The 19,410-nt window shown below is 71.1% G+C and carries 16 protein-coding genes and 1 tRNA gene; 9 read left to right on the forward strand and 8 right to left on the reverse strand.

Annotated features, from left to right (window positions below; all coding sequences use genetic code 11):
• The first annotated feature begins 53 nt into the window (after nucleotides 1–53).
• From bcp to ACPXCB_RS07680, 3 genes are all read left to right on the forward strand, one after another.
• A complete protein-coding gene (gene bcp / locus ACPXCB_RS07670) occupies nucleotides 54–530 on the forward strand; it encodes a thioredoxin-dependent thiol peroxidase (RefSeq protein ID WP_151456739.1) in 477 nt (158 codons plus the stop codon).
• A 67-nt stretch (nucleotides 531–597) separates the two neighbouring features.
• Nucleotides 598–680, forward strand: a tRNA-Leu gene (locus ACPXCB_RS07675).
• A gap of 67 nt (nucleotides 681–747) precedes the next feature.
• The gene (locus ACPXCB_RS07680; RefSeq protein WP_425873488.1) at nucleotides 748–1,287 is read left to right on the forward strand and encodes a GNAT family N-acetyltransferase; all 540 of its coding nucleotides are present in this window, start codon (nucleotides 748–750) and stop codon (nucleotides 1,285–1,287) included.
• Between the two features lie 13 nt (nucleotides 1,288–1,300).
• Here ACPXCB_RS07680 and ACPXCB_RS07685 read toward each other — a convergent pair whose 3' ends face one another.
• The 6 genes from ACPXCB_RS07685 to ACPXCB_RS07710 form a co-directional block, all read right to left on the reverse strand.
• Entirely contained in the window at nucleotides 1,301–2,281 is a 981-nt protein-coding gene (locus ACPXCB_RS07685) for an expansin EXLX1 family cellulose-binding protein (RefSeq protein WP_425873490.1), read from the reverse strand.
• A 124-nt stretch (nucleotides 2,282–2,405) separates the two neighbouring features.
• On the reverse strand, nucleotides 2,406–3,224 hold the full coding sequence (locus tag ACPXCB_RS07690) for an MOSC domain-containing protein (RefSeq protein WP_425873492.1): 819 nt from the start codon (nucleotides 3,222–3,224) through the stop codon (nucleotides 2,406–2,408).
• A 98-nt stretch (nucleotides 3,225–3,322) separates the two neighbouring features.
• The gene (locus tag ACPXCB_RS07695; protein ID WP_425873493.1) at nucleotides 3,323–3,757 is read right to left on the reverse strand and encodes a hypothetical protein; all 435 of its coding nucleotides are present in this window, start codon (nucleotides 3,755–3,757) and stop codon (nucleotides 3,323–3,325) included.
• A gap of 61 nt (nucleotides 3,758–3,818) precedes the next feature.
• Nucleotides 3,819–7,997, reverse strand: coding sequence for a polymorphic toxin-type HINT domain-containing protein (locus ACPXCB_RS07700; RefSeq protein ID WP_425873495.1), 4,179 nt, complete (start codon nucleotides 7,995–7,997; stop codon nucleotides 3,819–3,821).
• A gap of 226 nt (nucleotides 7,998–8,223) precedes the next feature.
• Nucleotides 8,224–9,057, reverse strand: coding sequence for a class I SAM-dependent methyltransferase (locus tag ACPXCB_RS07705; protein WP_425873497.1), 834 nt, complete (start codon nucleotides 9,055–9,057; stop codon nucleotides 8,224–8,226).
• Nucleotides 9,058–9,163: 106 nt separating this feature from the next.
• Nucleotides 9,164–9,673 carry a hypothetical protein gene (locus ACPXCB_RS07710; protein ID WP_425873498.1) on the reverse strand — a complete coding sequence of 170 codons (510 nt, stop codon included), beginning with the start codon at nucleotides 9,671–9,673 and terminating at the stop codon, nucleotides 9,164–9,166.
• Between the two features lie 445 nt (nucleotides 9,674–10,118).
• Between ACPXCB_RS07710 and ACPXCB_RS07715 the strand changes: the two genes are divergently transcribed.
• Complete coding sequence (locus ACPXCB_RS07715; protein WP_425873500.1) at nucleotides 10,119–11,171, forward strand: LCP family protein; 1,053 nt, start codon at nucleotides 10,119–10,121, stop codon at nucleotides 11,169–11,171.
• A 37-nt stretch (nucleotides 11,172–11,208) separates the two neighbouring features.
• Here ACPXCB_RS07715 and ACPXCB_RS07720 read toward each other — a convergent pair whose 3' ends face one another.
• Together ACPXCB_RS07720 and ACPXCB_RS07725 are read right to left on the reverse strand one after the other, a co-directional pair.
• The gene (locus ACPXCB_RS07720) at nucleotides 11,209–12,672 is read right to left on the reverse strand and encodes a sugar transferase (RefSeq protein ID WP_425873973.1); all 1,464 of its coding nucleotides are present in this window, start codon (nucleotides 12,670–12,672) and stop codon (nucleotides 11,209–11,211) included.
• Nucleotides 12,673–12,869: 197 nt separating this feature from the next.
• A complete protein-coding gene (locus ACPXCB_RS07725; protein ID WP_425873502.1) occupies nucleotides 12,870–13,958 on the reverse strand; it encodes an endo-1,4-beta-xylanase in 1,089 nt (362 codons plus the stop codon).
• 177 nt (nucleotides 13,959–14,135) lie between these two features.
• On the opposite strand from ACPXCB_RS07725, the gene ACPXCB_RS07730 reads away from it, so the two are divergent.
• Genes ACPXCB_RS07730 through ACPXCB_RS07750 form a run of 5 tightly spaced genes read left to right on the forward strand, consistent with a single transcriptional unit; the run spans nucleotide 14,136 to nucleotide 19,397 of the window.
• Nucleotides 14,136–15,668, forward strand: a complete 1,533-nt coding sequence (locus tag ACPXCB_RS07730) for a lipopolysaccharide biosynthesis protein (protein ID WP_425873504.1) — start codon at nucleotides 14,136–14,138, stop codon at nucleotides 15,666–15,668.
• A gap of 36 nt (nucleotides 15,669–15,704) precedes the next feature.
• Complete coding sequence (locus tag ACPXCB_RS07735) at nucleotides 15,705–16,724, forward strand: glycosyltransferase family 4 protein (RefSeq protein ID WP_425873506.1); 1,020 nt, start codon at nucleotides 15,705–15,707, stop codon at nucleotides 16,722–16,724.
• Nucleotides 16,721–17,677 (forward strand): NAD-dependent epimerase/dehydratase family protein, encoded by a 957-nt coding sequence (locus ACPXCB_RS07740; protein ID WP_425873508.1) that lies wholly within the window; start codon nucleotides 16,721–16,723, stop codon nucleotides 17,675–17,677. Before ACPXCB_RS07735 ends, ACPXCB_RS07740 begins: the two co-directional genes overlap by 4 nt.
• A complete protein-coding gene (locus ACPXCB_RS07745) occupies nucleotides 17,674–18,690 on the forward strand; it encodes a GDP-mannose 4,6-dehydratase (RefSeq protein WP_425873510.1) in 1,017 nt (338 codons plus the stop codon). Before ACPXCB_RS07740 ends, ACPXCB_RS07745 begins: the two co-directional genes overlap by 4 nt.
• A complete protein-coding gene (locus ACPXCB_RS07750; RefSeq protein ID WP_425873512.1) occupies nucleotides 18,687–19,397 on the forward strand; it encodes a nucleotidyltransferase family protein in 711 nt (236 codons plus the stop codon). Before ACPXCB_RS07745 ends, ACPXCB_RS07750 begins: the two co-directional genes overlap by 4 nt.
• Nucleotides 19,398–19,410: the final 13 nt, after the last annotated feature.

Raw genomic sequence — 19,410 nt, forward strand, 5'->3', positions numbered from 1 at the left:
TCGGGGTCGGCGTGCCGTCCGGGGACGGCCGGGGCCGGCGGTAGGGTCGTGCCATGACCGCGCCCGACCGCCTCTCCCCCGGTGACCCCGCGCCCGAGTTCAGCCTCCCCACCGACACCGGCGAGACGCTCTCGCTGACCGACCTGCGCGGCCGCAAGGTCGTGCTGTACGCCTACCCGGCGGCCATGACACCCGGCTGCACCAAGCAGGCCTGCGACTTCCGCGACTCGCTCGCCTCGCTCCAGGCCGCCGGCTACGAGGTCGTCGGGATCTCGCCCGACAAGCCGGAGAAGCTGGCGAAGTTCCGCGAGCGCGACGCCATCACCTTCCCGCTGGTCGCCGACACCGACAGGTCCGTGCTGACCGCCTACGGCGCGTACGGCGAGAAGCAGTCGTACGGCAGGACGGTGACCGGCGTGATCCGCTCGACCTTCGTCATCGACGCGGACGGCAAGATCGAGCGCGCGCTCTACAACGTGAAGGCCACCGGCCACGTCGCCAAGCTGCGCCGGGATCTCGGGCTGGACTGAGGTCGCCGCCCGCGCCGGGACCGAGCCCACCACCGGTGCGGCGCGACACTCTAGACTCAGCGGGTCGGCGGGAGTGGCGTAACGGCAGCCGCGGTAGGTTTAGGTCCTATTGTCCGAAAGGACGTGGGGGTTCGAATCCCCCCTCCCGCACCGAGCGCCCTGTCACGCGCGTCACGATCGCGGGTCGGCGCGAGGCCCGCGCGGTCAGGATTACCGGGTGAGCCTGCGCTTCGTCCTCGATCCCGAGCTGACCCCCGAGTTGCGGGAACGGATCGTCGCCCTCTGGGTCGACGTCACCAACGCTGGCGGGGCGGTCGGTTTCGTGCCACCGGTCACCGTCGCCGACGTCCAGCACACGGCGGACCCCACCTTCGCCGGCGTCGCGGAGGGCCCGGACCGCCTCCTCGTGGGATATTCGGGCGAGCGGCCCGTCGCCGCGCTGATCTTCTGCGACAACCGGTTCGACCTGAAGGCCCACTGGTGCGTACTGAAGCGGGTGATGGTCCACCCGGACACCCAGGGCAACGGGTACGGCGCCGCGCTGATGCGCGAGGCCGAGCGCCTCGGCCGTGGGATGGGGTGGGAGGCGCTGCATGTGACCGTCCGGGACGGGCTGGGGCTGGACCGGTTCTACCGGGGCCTCGGTTACCGGGAGATCGGTCGGCTGCCCGGGGCGCTGCGGGTCGCCCCCGGCGACGACCGCGACGAGATCCTCATGTGGCTGGACCTGACCGCCCCGCCGGCAGCCGCGCGCTGAGCCGAGCCCGCCCTCAGTCCCCGCAGCCGCGCGGCGACGTGGACCCGAGCGCGGAAGGCTCGACCGCAGCCTCCGCCACCGGCCGGCCGGAGGACCGCACCGCCGACGGGGTCGCCGGGGTCGTGCCGGTCGGATCGGGCCGGGCCGAGGGGGACCGCGTGGGCGACGGTGGGCGGGTCGCGGCGGCGCCGCCCCGGCCGTACATCCGGACCGTGCCGCGTTGGACCTGCCCCGGCGCCATCCGGACGCCGGTGGCGGTGACCCGGTGACCCCGGGTGTCGGTGACCCGGATCTCGTACGGGCCGGGCCCGGCGCCGGACGGGACAAGCCAGTAGTTGTAGTCCTCCCGGGCCGCCGAGCGCCAGCCACCGGCGCCGGCCGGCCGCACCTCGACGGCGCGCAGCGGGTTGCCGTGGCCGGCGACCAGGACGGCGAACCACCACCGCGACGAGCCCTCCTTCATCCGGAAGGTGAGCGGGCCGGTCAGCGGCGGGTCGACCACCGCGCGGTAGCTGACCCGCACGACGCCCTGCACGGGGTCGGCGATCCGGGCGAACGCCTCCCGGGAGAGATCGAGGTGCCCGTCGGCGCACTCCGGACACTGGTCCATGACGAGGACCCGCACGGTGCCCCTCGGGCCGGTCACGTCGAGGTACCCGCCGCAGGCCGCGCCGGCCGCGTACTCGCCGGGGCCCAACGCGACGTAGAGCCGGTTCGCGGGCGCGGCCGGGTAGGAGCAGTTCCCGCCGGCGCCCTTCGAGTCGTAGAAGGTGGCTTGTCCCTTGTGGACGATGCCGGCGGCGGGCGGCGCGGCGAGGGCGGGCGGCGCGGCGCAGGCGGGGGTGGGCCCGGAGCGCAGGGCCAGGATGAGGCCGAGCACTGCCGCGAGCACCGCGACACCGCTGACGGCGAGCAGGCGGGGGCCCCGGGAGCGTGGCGCGCGGCGGCGTCCGGGGGTGCGCACTTCTGCGGTGGGAGCGGTACCGTCGGTCACGCCGGTCGATGCTGCCGTACCGCCGCCGCGGCGGACAAGTCCGCCGGACCGACGCGCCGCGACGAGGCCCGCCACGCGCGAGGGTCCACCCGTCGGCATGCGAAGCGGCCCGTCGGGTCGCCGGTCAGTCCTCCACCACCACCTCGTCGCCGAGCGCGACGCTGCCCGTGGCCGCGGGAACGAGGTGGAGTCCGAAGAGGAGCTTCTGCCGCACCTTGCGGTGCCGGGCGAGGGTGCGCAGCGGTTCCTTCCCGCGTACGCCCGTCTCCTGGTCGGTGGTGGTGACCACGCAGCGGTCGCACGGCCCGGCGGCGCGGAAGCGGAGGGCGCCGATGCGCAGCCGGCGGCCGACCCAGTCGTCCTCGGCCCAGGCCGGCGCGCCCTCCACCACCAGGTTGGGGCGGAACCGCGCCATCGGCACGGGCTCCTCGCCGGCCTCGGCGAGCCACCCGTTGAGCGCGTCGAGCGAGGCGGCGGTGGCCAGCAGCAGCGGGTAGGCGTCGGCGAAGCTGACCTGCTCACCGGTGTCGTGCTCCCGGTCCCCCGACGGGATGTGCCGGGTCGGTCGGGCGAGCCAGACCAGCCGGACGGCGCGGCCCAGGAGCGCGCCGATCCAGGCGTCGGCCGCCGGTCCGGCGGCGAGCGCGGGGACGGGCAGCTTGCGGTTGCGGAAGGTCCGCACCGCGACGGGTTCACCGCCGACCGGCTCGGGCACGGCCAGGTCGTCGTGCCCCTCGGCGCGCAGCAGCAGGCCGCCGTCGTGGGGCGTGGCGTGCAGGCCGACCAGGCGCGTGGTCTCCCGCTGGGTGACGCCGACGCCGTCCGCGTCGACGATCATCCAGCGCCGGTCGCCGGCCAGGCCCCACGGCTCGACGCCCGCGACGTCGTGGTCGAGCCGGCGACAACCCTTGACGGGGTACGTGTGGATGGCGCTCAACCGCATCCGGCAACCCTGTCATGACGATGGATTCCCGACCAGCCAGTTGCCGAACGGCCAGGGACGATCGCGGGCACCCACCCGGGGTGGGTGCCCGCGAAGGTTCATCGTGCCGTCATGCCCAACAGGGGCGGGTAGTCGTCGGTGTCGTACAGCGCATCGACGTGCGACGCCGCAACGGTCATCGCCTCGTCGAAGCCCAGTCCTTCCGATCTTCGCTCGTACAGCACGTGCGAACCCGGCCCGAACCTGCCCAACTGGTCCTCCAGGTGAGCCTCGACGAAGGACTCGACCCGCGCCTCGTCCGCTTCGAACGTCAGCACGAGACGGACGACGAAGACGTTGGGAAGATCCGCATTCGCCGCCGAGGACGCCTGGAGATAGCTGCGGATGTCCACCGACGATCTCTCGGTCTCCACCTCCGTCGTCAGATAGGGCAGGTGCTCGGCGTTGGCTCCGAAGTCGTACTTGAGCCAGATGTGGCGCCCGTACTCAGCGATCGAAAGCTGGCACTGGTGCACGACGGCTATGAGCGTCATGGCCAGTCGGTGGTCTGATACCACGCCAATCTCCGATCAGTCACGAGCCAGACGATGTGAGCTACTCAGACACCTTGATGGTGAACAGTACCCATGGGCCGCCCTTGTGCTTGCCGGGAACCTTCTTGATGACGAGCTTGACCGCGTAGGCGTCTTTTACCCGGTAGCCGTTCGGCGCGCTCGCATCCTTGTACGCGATACGCCCGACCGGAGTGGGGAACCGCTTGGTGATCTCCCGCTCCGCCCCCGGATGAACGCCAGGCTTACCGGCCCAGGCGGTGAGCGCCTCGCGCTGCGGATCGATCATCGCGTCGATGGTGTCCTGGGCGTTGTGGCCGAAGAGGCTGGACGCCTTGTCGGGCGCCTTCGGATCATCCTTTGCCCGTTTGCCGAGGTCCTCGTCCGACTTGCCGATGTGGTCCTTCGGATGGGCCCCGTAGACGTTGTTGTCGAGGTCCACCTTGCCGCAGTTGTGCACGAGCAATGGGGTGTCCCCGGCCAGGACGTAGTACGTGCGCAACTCGGAGACGCTCAAGTTGTACACACGGGTCTGTTCCCGGCGCGGCGTCACCTTCTCGATCTCGACCTCGCGACCCCCGGACGTCAGGAGACGCTCCCCCGGCCGGAGGTCTTCCGCCTCGACCCAGGCATCGGCAGCCGGCACCCAGAAGCGGTGTTTCTCGGTTGCGGTGACCTTCGCCGTAGCCGATCCGGCATCTCCGTCGGTGTCGACGGTCAGATCGATGAGGACCTTGGCGCCCGAGCTGGTCAGCGTGGCGATCACCTTCCGAGCCCCGGTGACGCCTCCGACAGGGTCGGTGGCCATCACCCGATCGCCCACCCGCAACTTCTCGATCGGCTTCCGAGCACCATTGGCAAGCAGCACGCGAGTCCCCGCCGTGAAGCTGCTACCCGGAACCCGGCATTTCTTCTCCAGTTCCTCGAACACCCTGACGGCGTCTCGGAACTTGTCACCGAGCCTGCCCAGGTTGACACCGGCGGGTATCCATCCGATGAAGGGAATGGTGCTGAGGGCCGACAGAGCGCCCCCCACGTAGTCCCCTCGGGCAAATGAGATTCCCGCGTCCACCGCGTCGCAAGGCTCTCCGTAGGCCGGCGCCAGCCCGCAGAGGATGAGAACGAACTGGACGATGTCGAGCATCAGCTCGGCGTTGTCCCCGACGAACTCATGGACATCCTTGAGCATCGCGCACCCCGGACCGACGTTCAGCGCAGGATTGCTGCACTTCGCAGGACGCACCAACGCGTCACCGAAGTCCACGTACACCTTGAGGCATTCGGGCGTCATCTGGGGCTTGGAGACGAAGCAGCCCCAGGTCATGTGCTCTTCCAGCGCGGTGCTGTCTCCGTTGCTGCCGCTGCCCGGAGCGTTGCTCCGTTGCGCCGCCTCCCACTCCTTGAGCTTCGTGTTGTAGATGAGCTCGGCTTCCTTCGCCGCCAGATCGGCAGCGGCCGCGTCGGCCCCTGCCTGTTTCGCGGCCTTCCGGGCATCCCGAGCCGCCTGCGCGGCCCCTTGGGCCTCCCTCCGAGCCCGCTGCGACGCTGCCGTCGCGGTTGCTGCGGACTGCGCGGCCTCGTTGGCGCTGGCCTGGGCGCTGTTGGCGGCGTTCCGGGCGGTGGCTGCGGATTGTGCTGCCTGGTCCGCCGATGCCTTGGCCGCGGTCGCGGAGTTGGCCGCGTTGTCGGAATGCTGTTGTGCCAGATTGGCTGAATTGATCGCGTCCTGTGCGTACCGTTGCGCGTCCGCAGCATTACCTGCCGCGATCGCGGCGACGCGCCGAGCCTCGGCCGCGTCGGCCATCGCGGTCTGGGCGTACTGCTGTGCCTCGGCGATGAGCGTCTGCACCGCCTTGACGTGTGCAGCCTGTTCGAAGTCCCGCTGCGCCGCCTGGTAGCGCGAGGCCCTCAAGAAGTAGGAGATGTAGGACGGCGGTCCGGCCAGAGCCACCTGCCCGGCGGCCTTCACCTGTGGTCCACCGGCGTCCATCGCCCGGTAGACCTCGAGCCGCTCATCGGCGGTCCGGGCCGGGTACTGCCCCTCCCGCAGGAACTTGTGCATGTCCGCACCCGTCCCGGTGAGGGCCCTCTCCGCCGCGGCCCGCACCGACGGGCCGGCCGTTTCCAAGATCCTGTAGATGGCCAGCCGGTCGGCGGAGTACTTACCCGAGTAGTTGCGCGTACGAAGGAACTGCTGTACCGCTGCGTCATCGCCGGCCAACGCCTGCTGCGCTGCGGTCTGTTCATTCCCGTCGGGCAACTTGTCGATCAGATGCCACACCCGGGCCCGGTCGTCCTGGCCCGCGGCGATCCGACGCCCCTCGGCCAGCCACGAGCGCAACTCCACCTCGCCGCCGGTCAGGGCTTCCCCCGCCGACTTCTTCGTCCGCTCTCCCCCAACGGTCATCAGGGCGATGGCGGCACGACGCCCACGGTCGAGCACGACCTCGGCCGGCGCCCCTGGCGCACCGGCCTCGGTGAGCAGTTGGCGGGTCGCCGGATCGACCCGGTCCTCCTCAGCGGTGTCCCACGACAATTTCCGATTCCATGCGACGACGTCACCCACGGCACGGTTCTCGGCCTGCTCAGCCGCGAGCGCCTCCTGCGCCGCCAGGACCCCCTGCTCGGTCGCCTCGGCGAGCCGCGCATCATCCTCTTGGCGGGCCAACTCCTCCAGATCGACGGCCTTGTTCGCCGCCTCCACCGCGGTGTTCGCCGCCGTCACCGCCGCCGCCGCGTGCTTCGCCGACTCCGCGGCCGCCACCGCAGCCACACCCGCGGCCGCAGCCGCCTCCTCCGCCGCGGCCGCAGCCGCCTCCGCGTGATCCGCAGCCCGCGCAGCGAACGCGAACGCCTCGTCCGACGCCTTCGCCGCCGACACCGCGAACGCGTACGCCCGGTCGGCCGCCCTGGCCGCAGCGGCAGCCAACCGCTGCGCCCGCGCCGCCGCATCCCGCGCCCGCTTCGCCTCAGCCTCTGAGACTCCCGCCTGGTTACTGGCATTCGCGGCAGCAGCGGCCGCCTGATCCGCGTTCGCGCTCGCGCTCTTGGCCGCCGTCGCCGCTGCCTTCGCCTGCGCCAACGCCCGGTCACGCTCGGCCTTGACCGCGCTCAGCTCCCTCGCCTTACGAGCCGCGTCCCGAGCAGCCTGTGCCGCCTGCCGCGCCGCAGCAGCCTTCCCCGCATCCGTCCGCGCGTCCGCTGCCGCCCGCTGCGCCCGCGACGCCGCCTGCGCCGTCAACGACGCTGCCGTCGTCGCCTTCCGCGCCGCGTCCGCAGCCACCCGAGCCGCCCGCATCGCCGCGTTCGACGCACCGACCGCGTCACGCGCCGCCTCCGCCGCGCCCTCCGCCGCATCCGCAGCACGGCCCGCCGCCGCCGACGCCTTTGCCGCCGCGCCACCAGCCGCAGCCGTCTCCGCCGCAGCCTTCTGCGCCGCCTTCTTCGCCTCTTCAGCCGCGGCCGCCGCCCGATTCGACGCCTCCGTAGCCGCCAACGCCTCCCGGGACGTCGTCTCGCTCGCCTCCTTCGCCTGCTCCGTCAGGCTTCGGATCGACGCCAGCTCCTTGTCCCGCGCCCGTGCCACGAACTGCCCCGAGACGATGAACTCCCGAAGTTCCTCCGCCGAACCCGCCAACGCCTGCGACGCCGCCGTGTCCAGCACCGGACCGCTGTTGTTCACCCCACCCGACAGCATGCGCGTCGCCGCCAGACGATCATCCGCGTACGCCGCCGCATCCCGGCCCTCCGCCAGGAACCGGGTCAACTCCTCGGGTGTGCCCGCCAGCGCCTGCGTCGCGGCAGCCTTCGTCGTGGGGCCGCCCGACTCCACCAACCGGTACGCCCGCACCCGCTCGTCAGAGGCCCACGACGACCGCCAACCGCCCTCGACGAAGGTGCGCACCTCGTCCTGAGATCCGGCCAGCGCCTGCAACGCTGCCGCACGCATCGACGGGCCATCCATCGCCGCCAACGCCTGGGCCGCCGCACGCTCGTCCGCGTTGCGTGCCTCGACGACGCCTGTGTCGAGGAACGCCTTGATCTCATCGTCGTTGCCGAGAAGCGCCTCGGCGGCCGCACGTCGGACTGAAGGAGTTCCTTCAGTCATGTAATAGACGACGCCTTCGCGCGCGAGAGCCGGATCCCATGGGGGAATCTCGAAATCCTCCGCCAGCGCGGGCGCGCCCGGCTGCAGTAAGGAGCAGACAAGAACCGCCGCCATCAGGACAGCGACGCGCCTCACCCAACCTGAGACAAGGCGATATTTTCGGACATGGTCAGCATGCATCGACCGTGCGGTCACAGCAACCCCCGTGGATGCGAGACAGGACGGCTAGACGCTATAGACAGGCGTGATCTTCCACAAGGGGCGATCGTCGCGTTACTCAATGCCAGTCAGAGTCGCCCGCCGGCTGTGATCCTCGCCATGGACGGCAGCGATTCGATGCTTACCAGGCGATGCCGATGCCGTCTCCCGGGTACCAGTGGTTGGCGGGGGTCTCCCGGTAGGCGAGGAAGCGCCGCCCGGTGCGCTCGGCGTGCTCGGCGAGGACGTTGGTGGCGGTGACGTTGTCGGTGAGCAGGATCGCGCCCGGGGCCAGTCTCCCCTCGACCGCCTCGAACTCGCGCTTCTCGTGGGCCCGGCTGTGGTCGCTGTCGTGCAGGAAGAGGTCGACCGGCCGGTCCAGCGCGGCGATGGAGGCGATGGAGTCGCCGATGACCAGGTCGACCACCTCCGACCAGGGCGCGGTGCGGGCGAGGTAGCCGGCCTCCGGGTTGATGTCCAGCGAGGTGACCCGGCCGGGCTGCCCGTCGGCGGCGTTGCGCAGCAGCGCGGCGGCGAGCACGCAACTGCCGAGCCCCTTGTCGACGCCGGTCTCGACCACGTGCGTCGGCTTCGTGGCGCGCACGATGGCGTACCAGCCGATGCGGCGGGCGTAGCGGACCTGCCGGTCGGCCAGGCCCCGGCGGGCGGCGCCGGCGGTGGCGGACTCGATGTGCCGGCGCAGCACGTCGTCCGACTCGATCTCGGCGAAGTACGCGCGGACCTGCTTGACGGGCACGTCGCAGACCACGCTGACGAACCAGGCGAGGTGGTGGCGGCTCAGCTTGGTCAGCTCGTACGTGTAGTTGTGGTGCTCCCGCGAGGTGACCAGCCAGCGGGCCGAGGTGCGCAGCACCTTGGCGTCGTGGCGGACGACGCGGGCCAGGCGCTTGGGGAAGGCCGCGACGGGGGCGAGAGGGGTGCGGGCGATGGCCCGTCGGAGCTTCGTTGCGTCCACGGAAGGGTTCTACCAGCCGGGAGAAGGCTTTGGGAGGGGAAGTTTTCAGACGACGAGGGAGAGCGTCACAGCGGCTGCCGCAGCGCCCTCCCTCGGGCTGGCTTCGTCAGGCGGCGGCTCCGGTGAGGCGCAGCTCGACCAGGATCGCCTGCGGGAGGTCGTTACCCGTGCCGGGGCTGATCGCCACCGGCCTGTTCGGCTCGATCTGGAAGGTCTTCTGCCCCTCCGGCAGGTTCGCGGTCGCCTGCAACGGCCCACTGCCGCCACGCACGCCGAACGTTCCGGGCACCTCCAGCGTGAGGTAACCCTGGGTGCCCTTCGTCTTGAAGCAGTACCACACGCCGTACGGCGCCACGTCGAGCTGCTTCTCGACCTGGATCTGGCCGACGGGACACTGCTCACCCGTCTCGAAGGAGCGGGAGGTGTCGAACCAGATGTGACCGTCCCCCTTGAAGACCTTCAATCCGTGGTCGAGCAGGATGCGCTCGGCTGCCGGATGGTTGAAGTCCTCCTCGATGGATGGCGGCGTGTCGGATGCGAACGAACCGGAGTGCGCCACGAACACGGTGGCGCCGGTCAACACGACGGCCGCACCGATCCCTGCCCAGACCTTCATCTGCTCTCCTGCCTCACACCGGACGGCTCCCCGCCCGGACCAAACAAGCAGGACGACTGGCCTGCCCAGCCGTCCCCCCGCGGCCGGGTCGGCGACCCGGCTCCTGCCGTCATCTGTCCCAGACGGGACCGAGCGACGCCACATCGATCGGCATGCTCGCTCCTCCGGCGCGTACACCGTAGCGAAGCCGCGTTCGTCGCACTGCCCCATCGTCAGCTGACAATCGGTGGGGGTGACGCGAGCAACTCGAGCAGCCAACTGGCCGGGGCCGCGTCCGGCAGGCATGCGACACGTGCGCGCGGCGCTGCCTCCAGCCTCGACCGCGGTACCGGCACCTGCGGCCATCGGCGGCAGGCACCAGCCGACCCGGACCGGCACGGACGGGGGCTGTCACCAGCCGGATGAGGGTACGCGAACTCCCTTACGGATAAGTAGCATCGCCGCCATGCCAGTTCCACAACAGTCCGTCGAGCCGGACCCGGTCGCTGACCAGGCGGGACCCCAGCCGGGGGAGCGCACGAAGCCCCGTCGCCGCTGGCGGCGCATCGTCCTGGTGAGCCTGCTGGTGGTGGCGCTGCTCGGGGTGGGTGGCGTGGTGGCCGGTGGGCTCTACCTGCGCTCCGTGGAGTCGGACATCGAGCGGGTCGACGCCTTCACCGGCGTGCCGGAGGAGTCCCGCCCGCAGGCGGTGACCAGGGGCGCGATGAACATCCTGATCCTGGGCAGCGACACCCGCGACCCGGAGAGCACGTCGGGGTCGCGCACCGACACGATCATCCTGGCCCACCTGCCGAAGGACCGGTCGAGCGCCCAGCTCATCTCGATCCCCCGGGACACCTGGGTCCCCGTGCCCCGGTCCCGGGACGGCGGCCACGGCGGCCGGGACGCCAAGGTCAACGCGGCCTACGCGTGGGGCGGCGTGCCGCTGATGGTGCAGACCGTCGAGAAGTTCACCGGGGTCCGCGTCGACCACGTGGCGATGGTCGACTTCGCCGGGTTCAAGGAGATCATCGACGCGCTGGGCGGGGTCCGGATCACCTCGGAGAAGACCTTCACCTCGATCCACCCGCCGTTCCGGACCTTCGCGCAGGGCCCGCAGGAGATGGACGGCGAGGCCGCGCTCGACTACGCCCGGCAGCGCAAGCAGTTCGCGGACGGGGACTTCGCCCGGATCCGCCACCAGCAGCAGGTGATCAAGGCGATCCTGGACAAGGTTTCGTCGGGCGGTGTCCTGACCAACCCGGGGAAGTTGAACTCCTTCCTCCAGGCCACCTCGGACTCCGTCTCGGTGGACAAGGACCTGTCCCTGTTGGACATGGCCACCGAGCTGCGCGGCCTGCGCAGCGGGAACCTGTTCTTCCTGACCAGCCCGACGAAGGGCACCGGGCGGGTAGGCACCGAGAGCGTCGTCTTCGCCGACGTGGATCGGGTGAAGTCGTTCTACGACTCGGTCCGCCGGGACGCGGTGAAGGAGATCATCAGCGGGGGCAAGCGATAGTGGGCGGGCCGCCACCCGCCCGGTGCGTGGCCCGAACTCAGTAGGCGCCGCGCCGCGCGAGCACCACGCTGACCGTCTTCCACAGGATGCCCAGGTCGTAGACGAGCGACCAGTTGTCGACGTAGTGCAGGTCGAGCCGGACCGCGTCCTCCCACGTCAGGTCGGAGCGGCCGGAGATCTGCCAGAGCCCGGTGATGCCGGGCCGGACGAGCAGGCGCCGCCGGACGTCGCCACGGTAGTCGTCGTCCTCGGTGGGCAGCGGGCGCGGGCCGACCAGCGACATCTGCCCCATCAGCACGTTCGCCAGTTGGGGCAGCTCGTCCAGCGACAGCCCGCGCAGGTGCCGGCCGACAGGCGTGACACGGGGATCATCCTTGATCTTGAAGAGCAGCCCGTCGCTCTCGTTCCGGTCGCGCAACGCCTCCAGCCGCTGCTCGGCGTCGGTGTACATGGTGCGGAACTTCCAGACCTTGAAGGCCCGCCCCTCCTGACCGATCCGCGTCTGCCGGAACAGCACCGGTCCGCGGTCGGTCAGCTTGATGGCCAGTGCGATCCCGGCCAGCAGCGGGCTCAGCAGCAGCAGCCCGACCAACGCGGCGGCCCGGTCGAGCATGCTCTTGACCAGCAGCGAGAGGCCCGAGATGGTCGGCTCCTCGACGTTGAGCAGGGGCAGGCCCTCGATCGGACGGACGTGGATGCGCGGGCCGGTGACGTCGGTGACCTGCGGCACCACCACGAGGTCGAGCCCCGTTCCCTCCAACTGCCAGGCCAGCTTGCGCAGCTCGTACGACTCGAGGCTGGCCGGACCGCAGACGGCGATGGTGTCCGCGCCCAACTGCTGCACCAGCGGCACCAGGTCCCAACCGACGTAGACCGGCACCGGCGCCGTGACGCGCTCCCCCGGCCGCGGATGGTGCGGCAGGTGGATGGCGATCGGGCGCAGCCCGGCACCCGGGTTGCGGGTCACCACCTCGTGCACGGCCAGGGCGTCGGAGAGCCGCCCGACCAGCAGCACCCGCTGTGACGCCCGCTGGCTGACCCGGCGGATCCGCCGGAGCACGACGCGGGCGCCCGCCCGGGACACCAGGGCGTAGAAGAGCAGGCAGAGGATGATGGCGGCGACCGTCGCCCGGGACAGGTCCTTCTTGAAGCCGAGCGCCAGGAACGACACGGTGGCGGCCATCGCGACGTTGGCCCGCACCACCCGCTTGAGTTCCTCGGTGCCGCGCCCCAGCGCCCGCCGGTCGTACGCGCCGGCGGCGGCCAGGATGGTCATCCACATCAACGGCACGCCGAGGTTGGCCACCAGGGCGAACGCGCTGACCGTACCGCCGAACACCCGCTGGTCCCAGAAGCCGGCGTCGGCCTCGTCGAGCAGAGCCACCACGGTCCGGCTCGCCGCCAGGGCGGCGACGAAGTCGATCAGGACGAGGCAGGCCACGTACCGCCGGCGCCACCTGACCCGTGGGGCGACCGGTCGGCCGAAGGCCGTCCGCGGCATGCCGTTGGAAGGGGGTGTGATCACCCCGAGATCGGGATCGAACCTCGGTGCCTGCTGCGGCGCCACAGTCGAGAGGAACTGAGTCTGCCCGGACACGACCTTCCTTTCCACATCGCCCCGTCGGGAGATCGCGACGTGCACCTTATGCCTCGGACTGTGCCCTGCCTAGTACCGATCCGGTCCCGGGACGGAACAGATCAACTCGGGGAGGGTGCGACCCGGCTACGCAACTCGTGCAGCAGCGCGTCACGGGCCGGTTTGGGTTTCATGCCGCTGTCGTAGAGGCAGGCGGCGCCGTATCCCGGGTAGTGCGACGAGATCCAGCTGCTGGCGTCGGTGAAGCCCCACACCGTGAAGGACTCGCAGGTCGGTACGGCGAGACAGGCCCTGAGCATGTGCTGGTAGAGCAGCGCCTGGTCGAGGAGCTTCTCCGTGGTGGCGGGCAGGGCGATCCGGACGTCGAGCTCGGTGACCGCCACCGACACGCCCAGCGCGGCGAAACGGCGCAGGTTGCCGGTCGGATCGTTCGGCGCGTTGTCCGAGCGCAGGTGGGCCTGGAACCCGACACCGTGTACGGGGACACCTCGTGCCCGCAACTCGCGGACCAGCTTGAAAAGCCCATCGGCCTTCCGGGTGCGCCCCTCGGTGCCGTAGTCGTTGATGAAGAGCCGGGCGTCGGGATCGGCCTCGTGCGCCCACCGGAACGCATCGGTGAGGTACCCGGGCCCGAGCTTGCGCAGCCAGATCGAGTCGCGCAGCTTCCCGTCCTCGGCCAGGACCTCGTTCACCACGTCCCACGCCCAGACCTTGCCCCGGTAGCGCGAGACCGTGGTCGTCACATGCTGGCGCAGCACGGACCGCAGTCGCTCCCGGGACCAGGATTCGGACACCCAGGACGGCACGCTGCTGTGCCAGACCAATGTGTGCCCGTACACCGCCTGCCCGTGGGCCTGCGCGAGCGCGACCACCTGATCGCTCGCGGTCCAGTCGTACCTGCCCGGCTCCGGCTGGAGGTTCGCCCACTTCATGGCGTTCTCGGCAGTGACCGCGTTGAAGTCCGAGGTAAGCGCGGCCCGGTACCGGTCGTCGGAGGCGTACAGCCGGTTGTCGACGGCCGCTCCGATCCGGACGTTGGCCGGCATCAGATCACGCAGGGTGGGGTCGGCGGTGGCCTGCCCGGACCCGACGACGCCGGGTTCGGCCTGCCCCACGCCACCATCCCCGCTCACGTATGCTGCGCAGACGGCGAGGACCACCGCCGCGACCGACAGCAGTACCGTTCCCACCCGCCCCACGCGAACGGCCCGGCGACGCGGCTGCCCGGCCCCGCTTTCCCCGGTCGGCGGTGGGGGAACCGGCCCACCATACGGGCGGGCGGCGGCGCAGACGGCACCGACGTGGACCTCTTCGGCCATTACCACCTCAGATGAAAGTAGCGACGCCAGCGTGACGAGGTCCAACTGATGCGCCTGAAGGATCCTACGGCGTCCGACGACGGGACCCCACCCACGCCGGCACCGCCGGCAAGCTCCGCCGCGGGCGCGCCGCGAGGCGGCACCTCCGTCGTCCGGGCCGGAGCGCTGTCGATGCTCGCGCTGGCGGCGGTCGGCGGCACCCGGCTCGTGCACGGATCGCTCACCAGCCACGCCACCGATCGCGCCACCTACGGTCTGATCGGCATCATGCTGGCGGCGAGCATGGTGGCCAGCCTGCTGCTGCCCGGCGGCGTGTCCAGCGGCCTCGCCAAGTTCGTCGCCTTCCACCGGGGGGCCGGTGACCCGGGCGGAGCCTGGGCGGTGCACCGGTTCCTGTCCCGGCTGGGTCTGGTGGCGTCGCTCGTGCTCGGCGCCGGCACCGCGCTCCTGGTGCAGCGGGTGTACGCCCTCGGGCCGTTGGACACCGCGTCGCTCGCCCTGCTCACCACCACGTACTCGCTGTACACGACTGACAAGGCGGCGATGTACGGGCACGGGCTGGTCCCGCAGTACGCCCGCATCGAACTCGGCACGTCGCTGCTGGCCGTCACCACCACGGTCGCCGTCATCGTCACCGGCGAGACCGGCTACCTGCTCCCGCTCTGCCTGGGATACGGGCTGTTCGTGCTGCTGAGCCGGCGTCGGCTGTGGCTGCATCGTCGCGCGGAGGGGGCACCCGCCGGGGGGCGGTTCCACCGGCGTGAGGTGGTCGCGTTCATCTTGCTCGGCAGCGTCGGCACGCTGGCCAGCGCCGGGTTCCTCCAGGGAACCCAACTGCTCGCCGGGCAGTTCGCCGATCCGGCCGAGGTGGCGTACCTGGTCGCCGCCGTCGCGCTGATCGCACCGTTGTACTTCCTGCCCAGGGCCCTGGCCCTCGCGCTCTTCCCCGCCATGGCGGGTGCGCACGGCGCCGGGGATGCCGGGTCCGTACGCCGACAGGTGGACGCCGCCACACGCGCCCTGGCGGTGACGATGACCCCGGTGTTCCTGCTGGGCCTGCTGGTCGCCCCGGTCGTCCTCGTCCTCTTCGGCGGCGGCCCGTACGCCGAGGGGGCACCGGTGCTCCGCCTCATGCTGTTCGCCTCGTTCTTCGGCATCCTCCAGGTCCCGTCGGTGAACGCACTCGCCAGCGGATCCCACGCGCAGGCCCGCATACCGGTCGTCTCCGCGGTGCTGGGCTGTCTGGTCGGCCTCACGCTGGTGTGGCTGACGGCACGACCGATGGGGGCGACCGGAGTGGCTCTCGGCTATCTGGTCGGCACGGCGGTCACCGCGACGATCCCGGTCGTCGCGGTCGCGCGGATCCACAGGCTGGACTGGGCGCCAGCCCTGCTGCGCTGCGTCGTGCTGCTGGCTCTCGGCGGGCTGGTGGCGTACCTCGAGATCATGCAGAGTTGGTCGATGGCCGCCGGCGCGCTCGGCGCGGGCCTGCTGTGCGTCGCCGTGGTGGTGCTGTACAACGATCTCCGCCGGTTGCTCACACTCGTCCGTGCCCGTTCCGGGCAGCACCCGGTCCGGTAGACCAGCGGAGACGATCGCGTGTCACGAAAGGATGCCGTGAAGGCAACGCCTGCACCCGGGCCGTCGGCTGGCAGCCTACGGATCCTGGCCGTCACCAATCTCTGGCCCGAGAACGGCAGCTACCGGGGGATCTTCGTATACCGCCAGGTGGCAGCGCTGCGGGCCCAGGGCCACCACGTGGACGTGGAGGTCGTCGCCCAGTCGCGGGGCAAGCTGGACTACTTCGCCGCGGCCCCCCGCATCCGCCGGCGCGTCCGTTCCGGCAACTACGACGTCGTACATGTGCACTACGGCATGACCGCACCCGCCGCCCGGTTCGCGGGTCACCCGGTCCGGGTGCTGTCGCTCTACGGCAGTGACGTCAACGCCCCGCGCCAACGGCTGATGACCCGAATGGGCTGGGGCGGGACCCGGGCGCGGATCTATGTCTCACAGCGGCTCGCCGCGACGGCCGGGGACGCCGCCGGTCACGTGGTCGCGAACGGCGTGGACTTCCGGCTGTTCCGACCCGGTGACCGGCTCGCCGCCCGGCAGGGACTCGGCATCCCGCCCACGGCCAGGGTGGTCCTGTTCGGCGCTGATCCGGCCCGACCGGTCAAGGGCTACGACGTGTTCCGCGACGTGCTGGCCGAACTGTCGCGGCGCGATCCCTCCGTGCGGGAACTCGTCCTGTCGGCGCCCGGGCAGCCGGAGGCCGACCTGGTGCGCAAGTACGACGCCGCGGACGTGCTGCTGTTCACCTCCCGCCCGGGCAGCGAGGGCTCCCCCACCGTGGTCAAGGAGGCCACGGCGATGGGACTGCCCGTCGTGTCCGTCGACGTCGGCGATGTCACGGAGATCCTCGACGGCGTACAGCCGGGCTCGGTCGTCCGGTTTCCACCCGGCCCGGTCGACGGCCCCGCCCGCGCCGACCTGGTGCGCGAACTCGCCGACCGGGTGAGCGAGGTGCTGGCCACCGGGCAGCGGGCCGACGGCCGGGAGAAGAGCGCCTGGCTCGACGAGCATCTCGTGGCGGACCGGATCGCCGAGATCTACCGATCGGTCCTGAACCCGTGACGACCGCCCTGGTCACCGGGTCGCACGGCTGGGTCGGCAGCCACCTGCGCCGCCTGTTGAGGTCGCGCGGTCACCACGTGGTCGGGGCCGGTCGACGGCCGCGTACGGCCGCCGACGGCGAGCGCTACCTACAGGTCGACCTCCGCGACGCGGAGGCGACCTCGGCCCTGGTCGGGGCTGTCCGGCCCGAGGTCGTGTTCCACCTGGCCGCCACGGTGCCCCAGCGCGGGCCGGAGATCGACGACCTCGTCGCGGACACCGTCCAGACGACGTACAACCTGTGTCGGGCATTGCGGGCGACCGCCGGGTCCGGGCCGCCGCGACTGGTCCTGGTCGGCTCGTCGGCGCAGTACGGCGCCGTGCCGCCGGAGCAGAATCCGATCACTGAGCAGACCCTGCTCCGGCCCCTCGGGGCCTACGGCCACGCGAAGGCGGCGGCGGAGTCGCTGGCGCTGGCCATGGCGACCGACGGCCGGATCCGGGTGACGGCGACCCGCCCCTTCAACCACATCGGCCCGGGCGCCGACGCCACCACCGTGGCGGGTGCCCTGGCCGTGCGGGTGGCCGACGTGCTCGCCGGCCGTCGGGACCGGCTGCGGGTGGCCGACCTCGACGCGGTGCGGGACTTCACCGACGTCCGGGATGTCGCCCGGGCGTACGTGGAACTGGCGGAGGCCGACACAGCCGGTGGTATCTACAATGTCTGCTCGGGATCCGGCGTAGCGGTGCGGACGATTCTCGAAACCCTGCTCGACCTGGCCGGGCTGGATGATTCCGCGGTCGAGGTGGGCGACGGCGGAAGCGGCCTCCGGCTCCAGGTGGGCTCCGCCGGCAGGCTGGCCGCTGAGGTCGGCTGGAAGGCGGAGATCCCCCTCCGGGACAGCCTCCGCGACCTGTTGGCCGAGCTGACGGACGGCCACCGGCCACAGACTGACGAGGAAGGCGCGGCATGACCGGCTTGACGACACACGAGGAATGGTCGGGGCGTCGGGTCCTCGTCACGGGAGCGGGCGGGTTCATCGGCTCCCACCTCACCGAGCGGCTGGTACGCGCTGGCGCCGAGGTCCGCGCGATGGTCCGTTACACCGGTCGCTCCGACCTCGGCATGCTCGCCGACGTCGACCCGGAGGTGCGTCGGATGGTCGAGGTGGTGCACTCGGACGTCACCGACCCGTTCGCGGTGCGTCGAAGCGTCGAGGGGTGCGACACGGTCTTCCACCTGGCCGCCCTGATCGCCATTCCCTACAGCTACGTCGCCCCGGCGTCCTACGTGGCGACGAACGTCACCGGTACCCTCAACGTGCTGGAGGCGGCACGTGACCTGGCCGTTCGGAGGGTGGTGCACACCTCCACCTCGGAGACCTACGGCACGGCCCGTTACACGCCCATTGACGAGCAGCACCCGCTCCAGCCGCAATCGCCCTACTCGGCGTCGAAGATGGGTGCGGACGCGATGGCCGAGTCGTTCCACCGCTCGTTCGGCCTACCGGTCGCCATCATCCGTCCGTTCAACACCTACGGGCCACGCCAGAGCGCCCGCGCCGTCATCCCCACCGTCACCGCGCAGGTGGTGGCGGGGCGGGACAGGATCGCGCTCGGCGACCTCCGTCCGATCCGGGACCTGACCCACGTCGCGGACACGGTGGCCGGGTTCCTGGCGGTCGGCTCGGCCGACGCCTGTGTCGGGCAGGTGACCAACATCGGCAACGGGCGCGGAATCGCCATCGGCGACCTCGCCCGGCTCATCGCCGAAGTAGCCGGCCGCCCGGACGTCGCCATCGTCGAGGACGCCCAGCGCCTCCGGCCTTCGGACAGCGAGGTGTTCGAGCTGGTCGCCGCCACCGACCGGGCCCGGGAGCGGTGCGGTTGGCGGCCCACGGTCTCCCTGCGCGATGGATTGGCCGACGTCGTCGAGTACGTCCGGGCGCACCTCGGCCGCTTCGACGTGGATCGGTACGCGGTATGAGGGCAGTCATCCTGGCGGGCGGTCGGGGCACCAGGTTGCGCCCCTTCACCACCAGCTTCCCCAAGCCGCTGATGCCGGTCGGCGACATGCCCATCCTCGAGATTCTGCTGCGTCAGTTGAGGTCGCACGGGGTGACCGACGTGACGCTGTTGACCGGCCACCTGGCATACCTGCTGGAGGGCTATTTCGAGGATGGCCGCCGATGGGGCCTGAACATCGACTACGTCCGCGAGGAGCGCCCGCTCGGCACCGCGGGCCCGCTGCGTCAGCTCGCCGGAACGCTCGTTGACGACTTCTTCGTGATGAACGGCGACCTGCTCACCGATCTCGACTTCGCCGGCCTGATGGCGCAGCACCGCAAGGCCGGCGCACCGGTGACGGTGAGCGTCTACGCCCGGCCGGAGAAGATCGAACTTGGCATCCTGCAACTGGACGCCGACGGGGAGGTGGTCGGCTACGACGAGAAGCCGACCCTCAAGCTGGATGTCTCCATGGGTGCCTACGCCATGTCACCCTCGGCGCTGACCGAGATTCCCGAAGGCCCGTACGACATGCCCCAGCTCATTCTCGACCTGCTCGGCGCGGGGCGACGGGTGACCAGCCGGCGGCACGAGGGTTTCTGGCTCGACATCGGCCGGGTTGACGACTACAGCCTCGCGAACAGGATGTTCGCCGAGAACCCCGCCGGTTTCCTGCCCCCGACGTGATCCGAAGCAGGGT

This window comes from Micromonospora sp. DT62 (assembly GCF_049847285.1).
GTDB lineage: Bacteria > Actinomycetota > Actinomycetes > Mycobacteriales > Micromonosporaceae > Micromonospora > Micromonospora reichwaldensis.

Excerpts from the sequence above, each read along its gene's own strand:
- bcp (WP_151456739.1), top strand. The coding sequence starts at position 54 with ATGACCGCGCCCGACCGCCTCTCCCCCGGTGACCCCGCGCCCGAGTTC.
- ACPXCB_RS07690 (WP_425873492.1), bottom strand. The coding sequence starts at position 3,224 with ATGCGGTTGAGCGCCATCCACACGTACCCCGTCAAGGGTTGTCGCCGG.
- ACPXCB_RS07695 (WP_425873493.1), bottom strand. The coding sequence starts at position 3,757 with ATGACGCTCATAGCCGTCGTGCACCAGTGCCAGCTTTCGATCGCTGAG.
- ACPXCB_RS07700 (WP_425873495.1), bottom strand. The coding sequence starts at position 7,997 with ATGGCGGCGGTTCTTGTCTGCTCCTTACTGCAGCCGGGCGCGCCCGCG.
- ACPXCB_RS07710 (WP_425873498.1), bottom strand. The coding sequence starts at position 9,673 with ATGAAGGTCTGGGCAGGGATCGGTGCGGCCGTCGTGTTGACCGGCGCC.
- ACPXCB_RS07715 (WP_425873500.1), top strand. The coding sequence starts at position 10,119 with ATGCCAGTTCCACAACAGTCCGTCGAGCCGGACCCGGTCGCTGACCAG.
- ACPXCB_RS07720 (WP_425873973.1), bottom strand. The coding sequence starts at position 12,672 with ATGCCGCGGACGGCCTTCGGCCGACCGGTCGCCCCACGGGTCAGGTGG.
- ACPXCB_RS07730 (WP_425873504.1), top strand. The coding sequence starts at position 14,136 with ATGCGCCTGAAGGATCCTACGGCGTCCGACGACGGGACCCCACCCACG.
- ACPXCB_RS07745 (WP_425873510.1), top strand. The coding sequence starts at position 17,674 with ATGACCGGCTTGACGACACACGAGGAATGGTCGGGGCGTCGGGTCCTC.
- ACPXCB_RS07750 (WP_425873512.1), top strand. The coding sequence starts at position 18,687 with ATGAGGGCAGTCATCCTGGCGGGCGGTCGGGGCACCAGGTTGCGCCCC.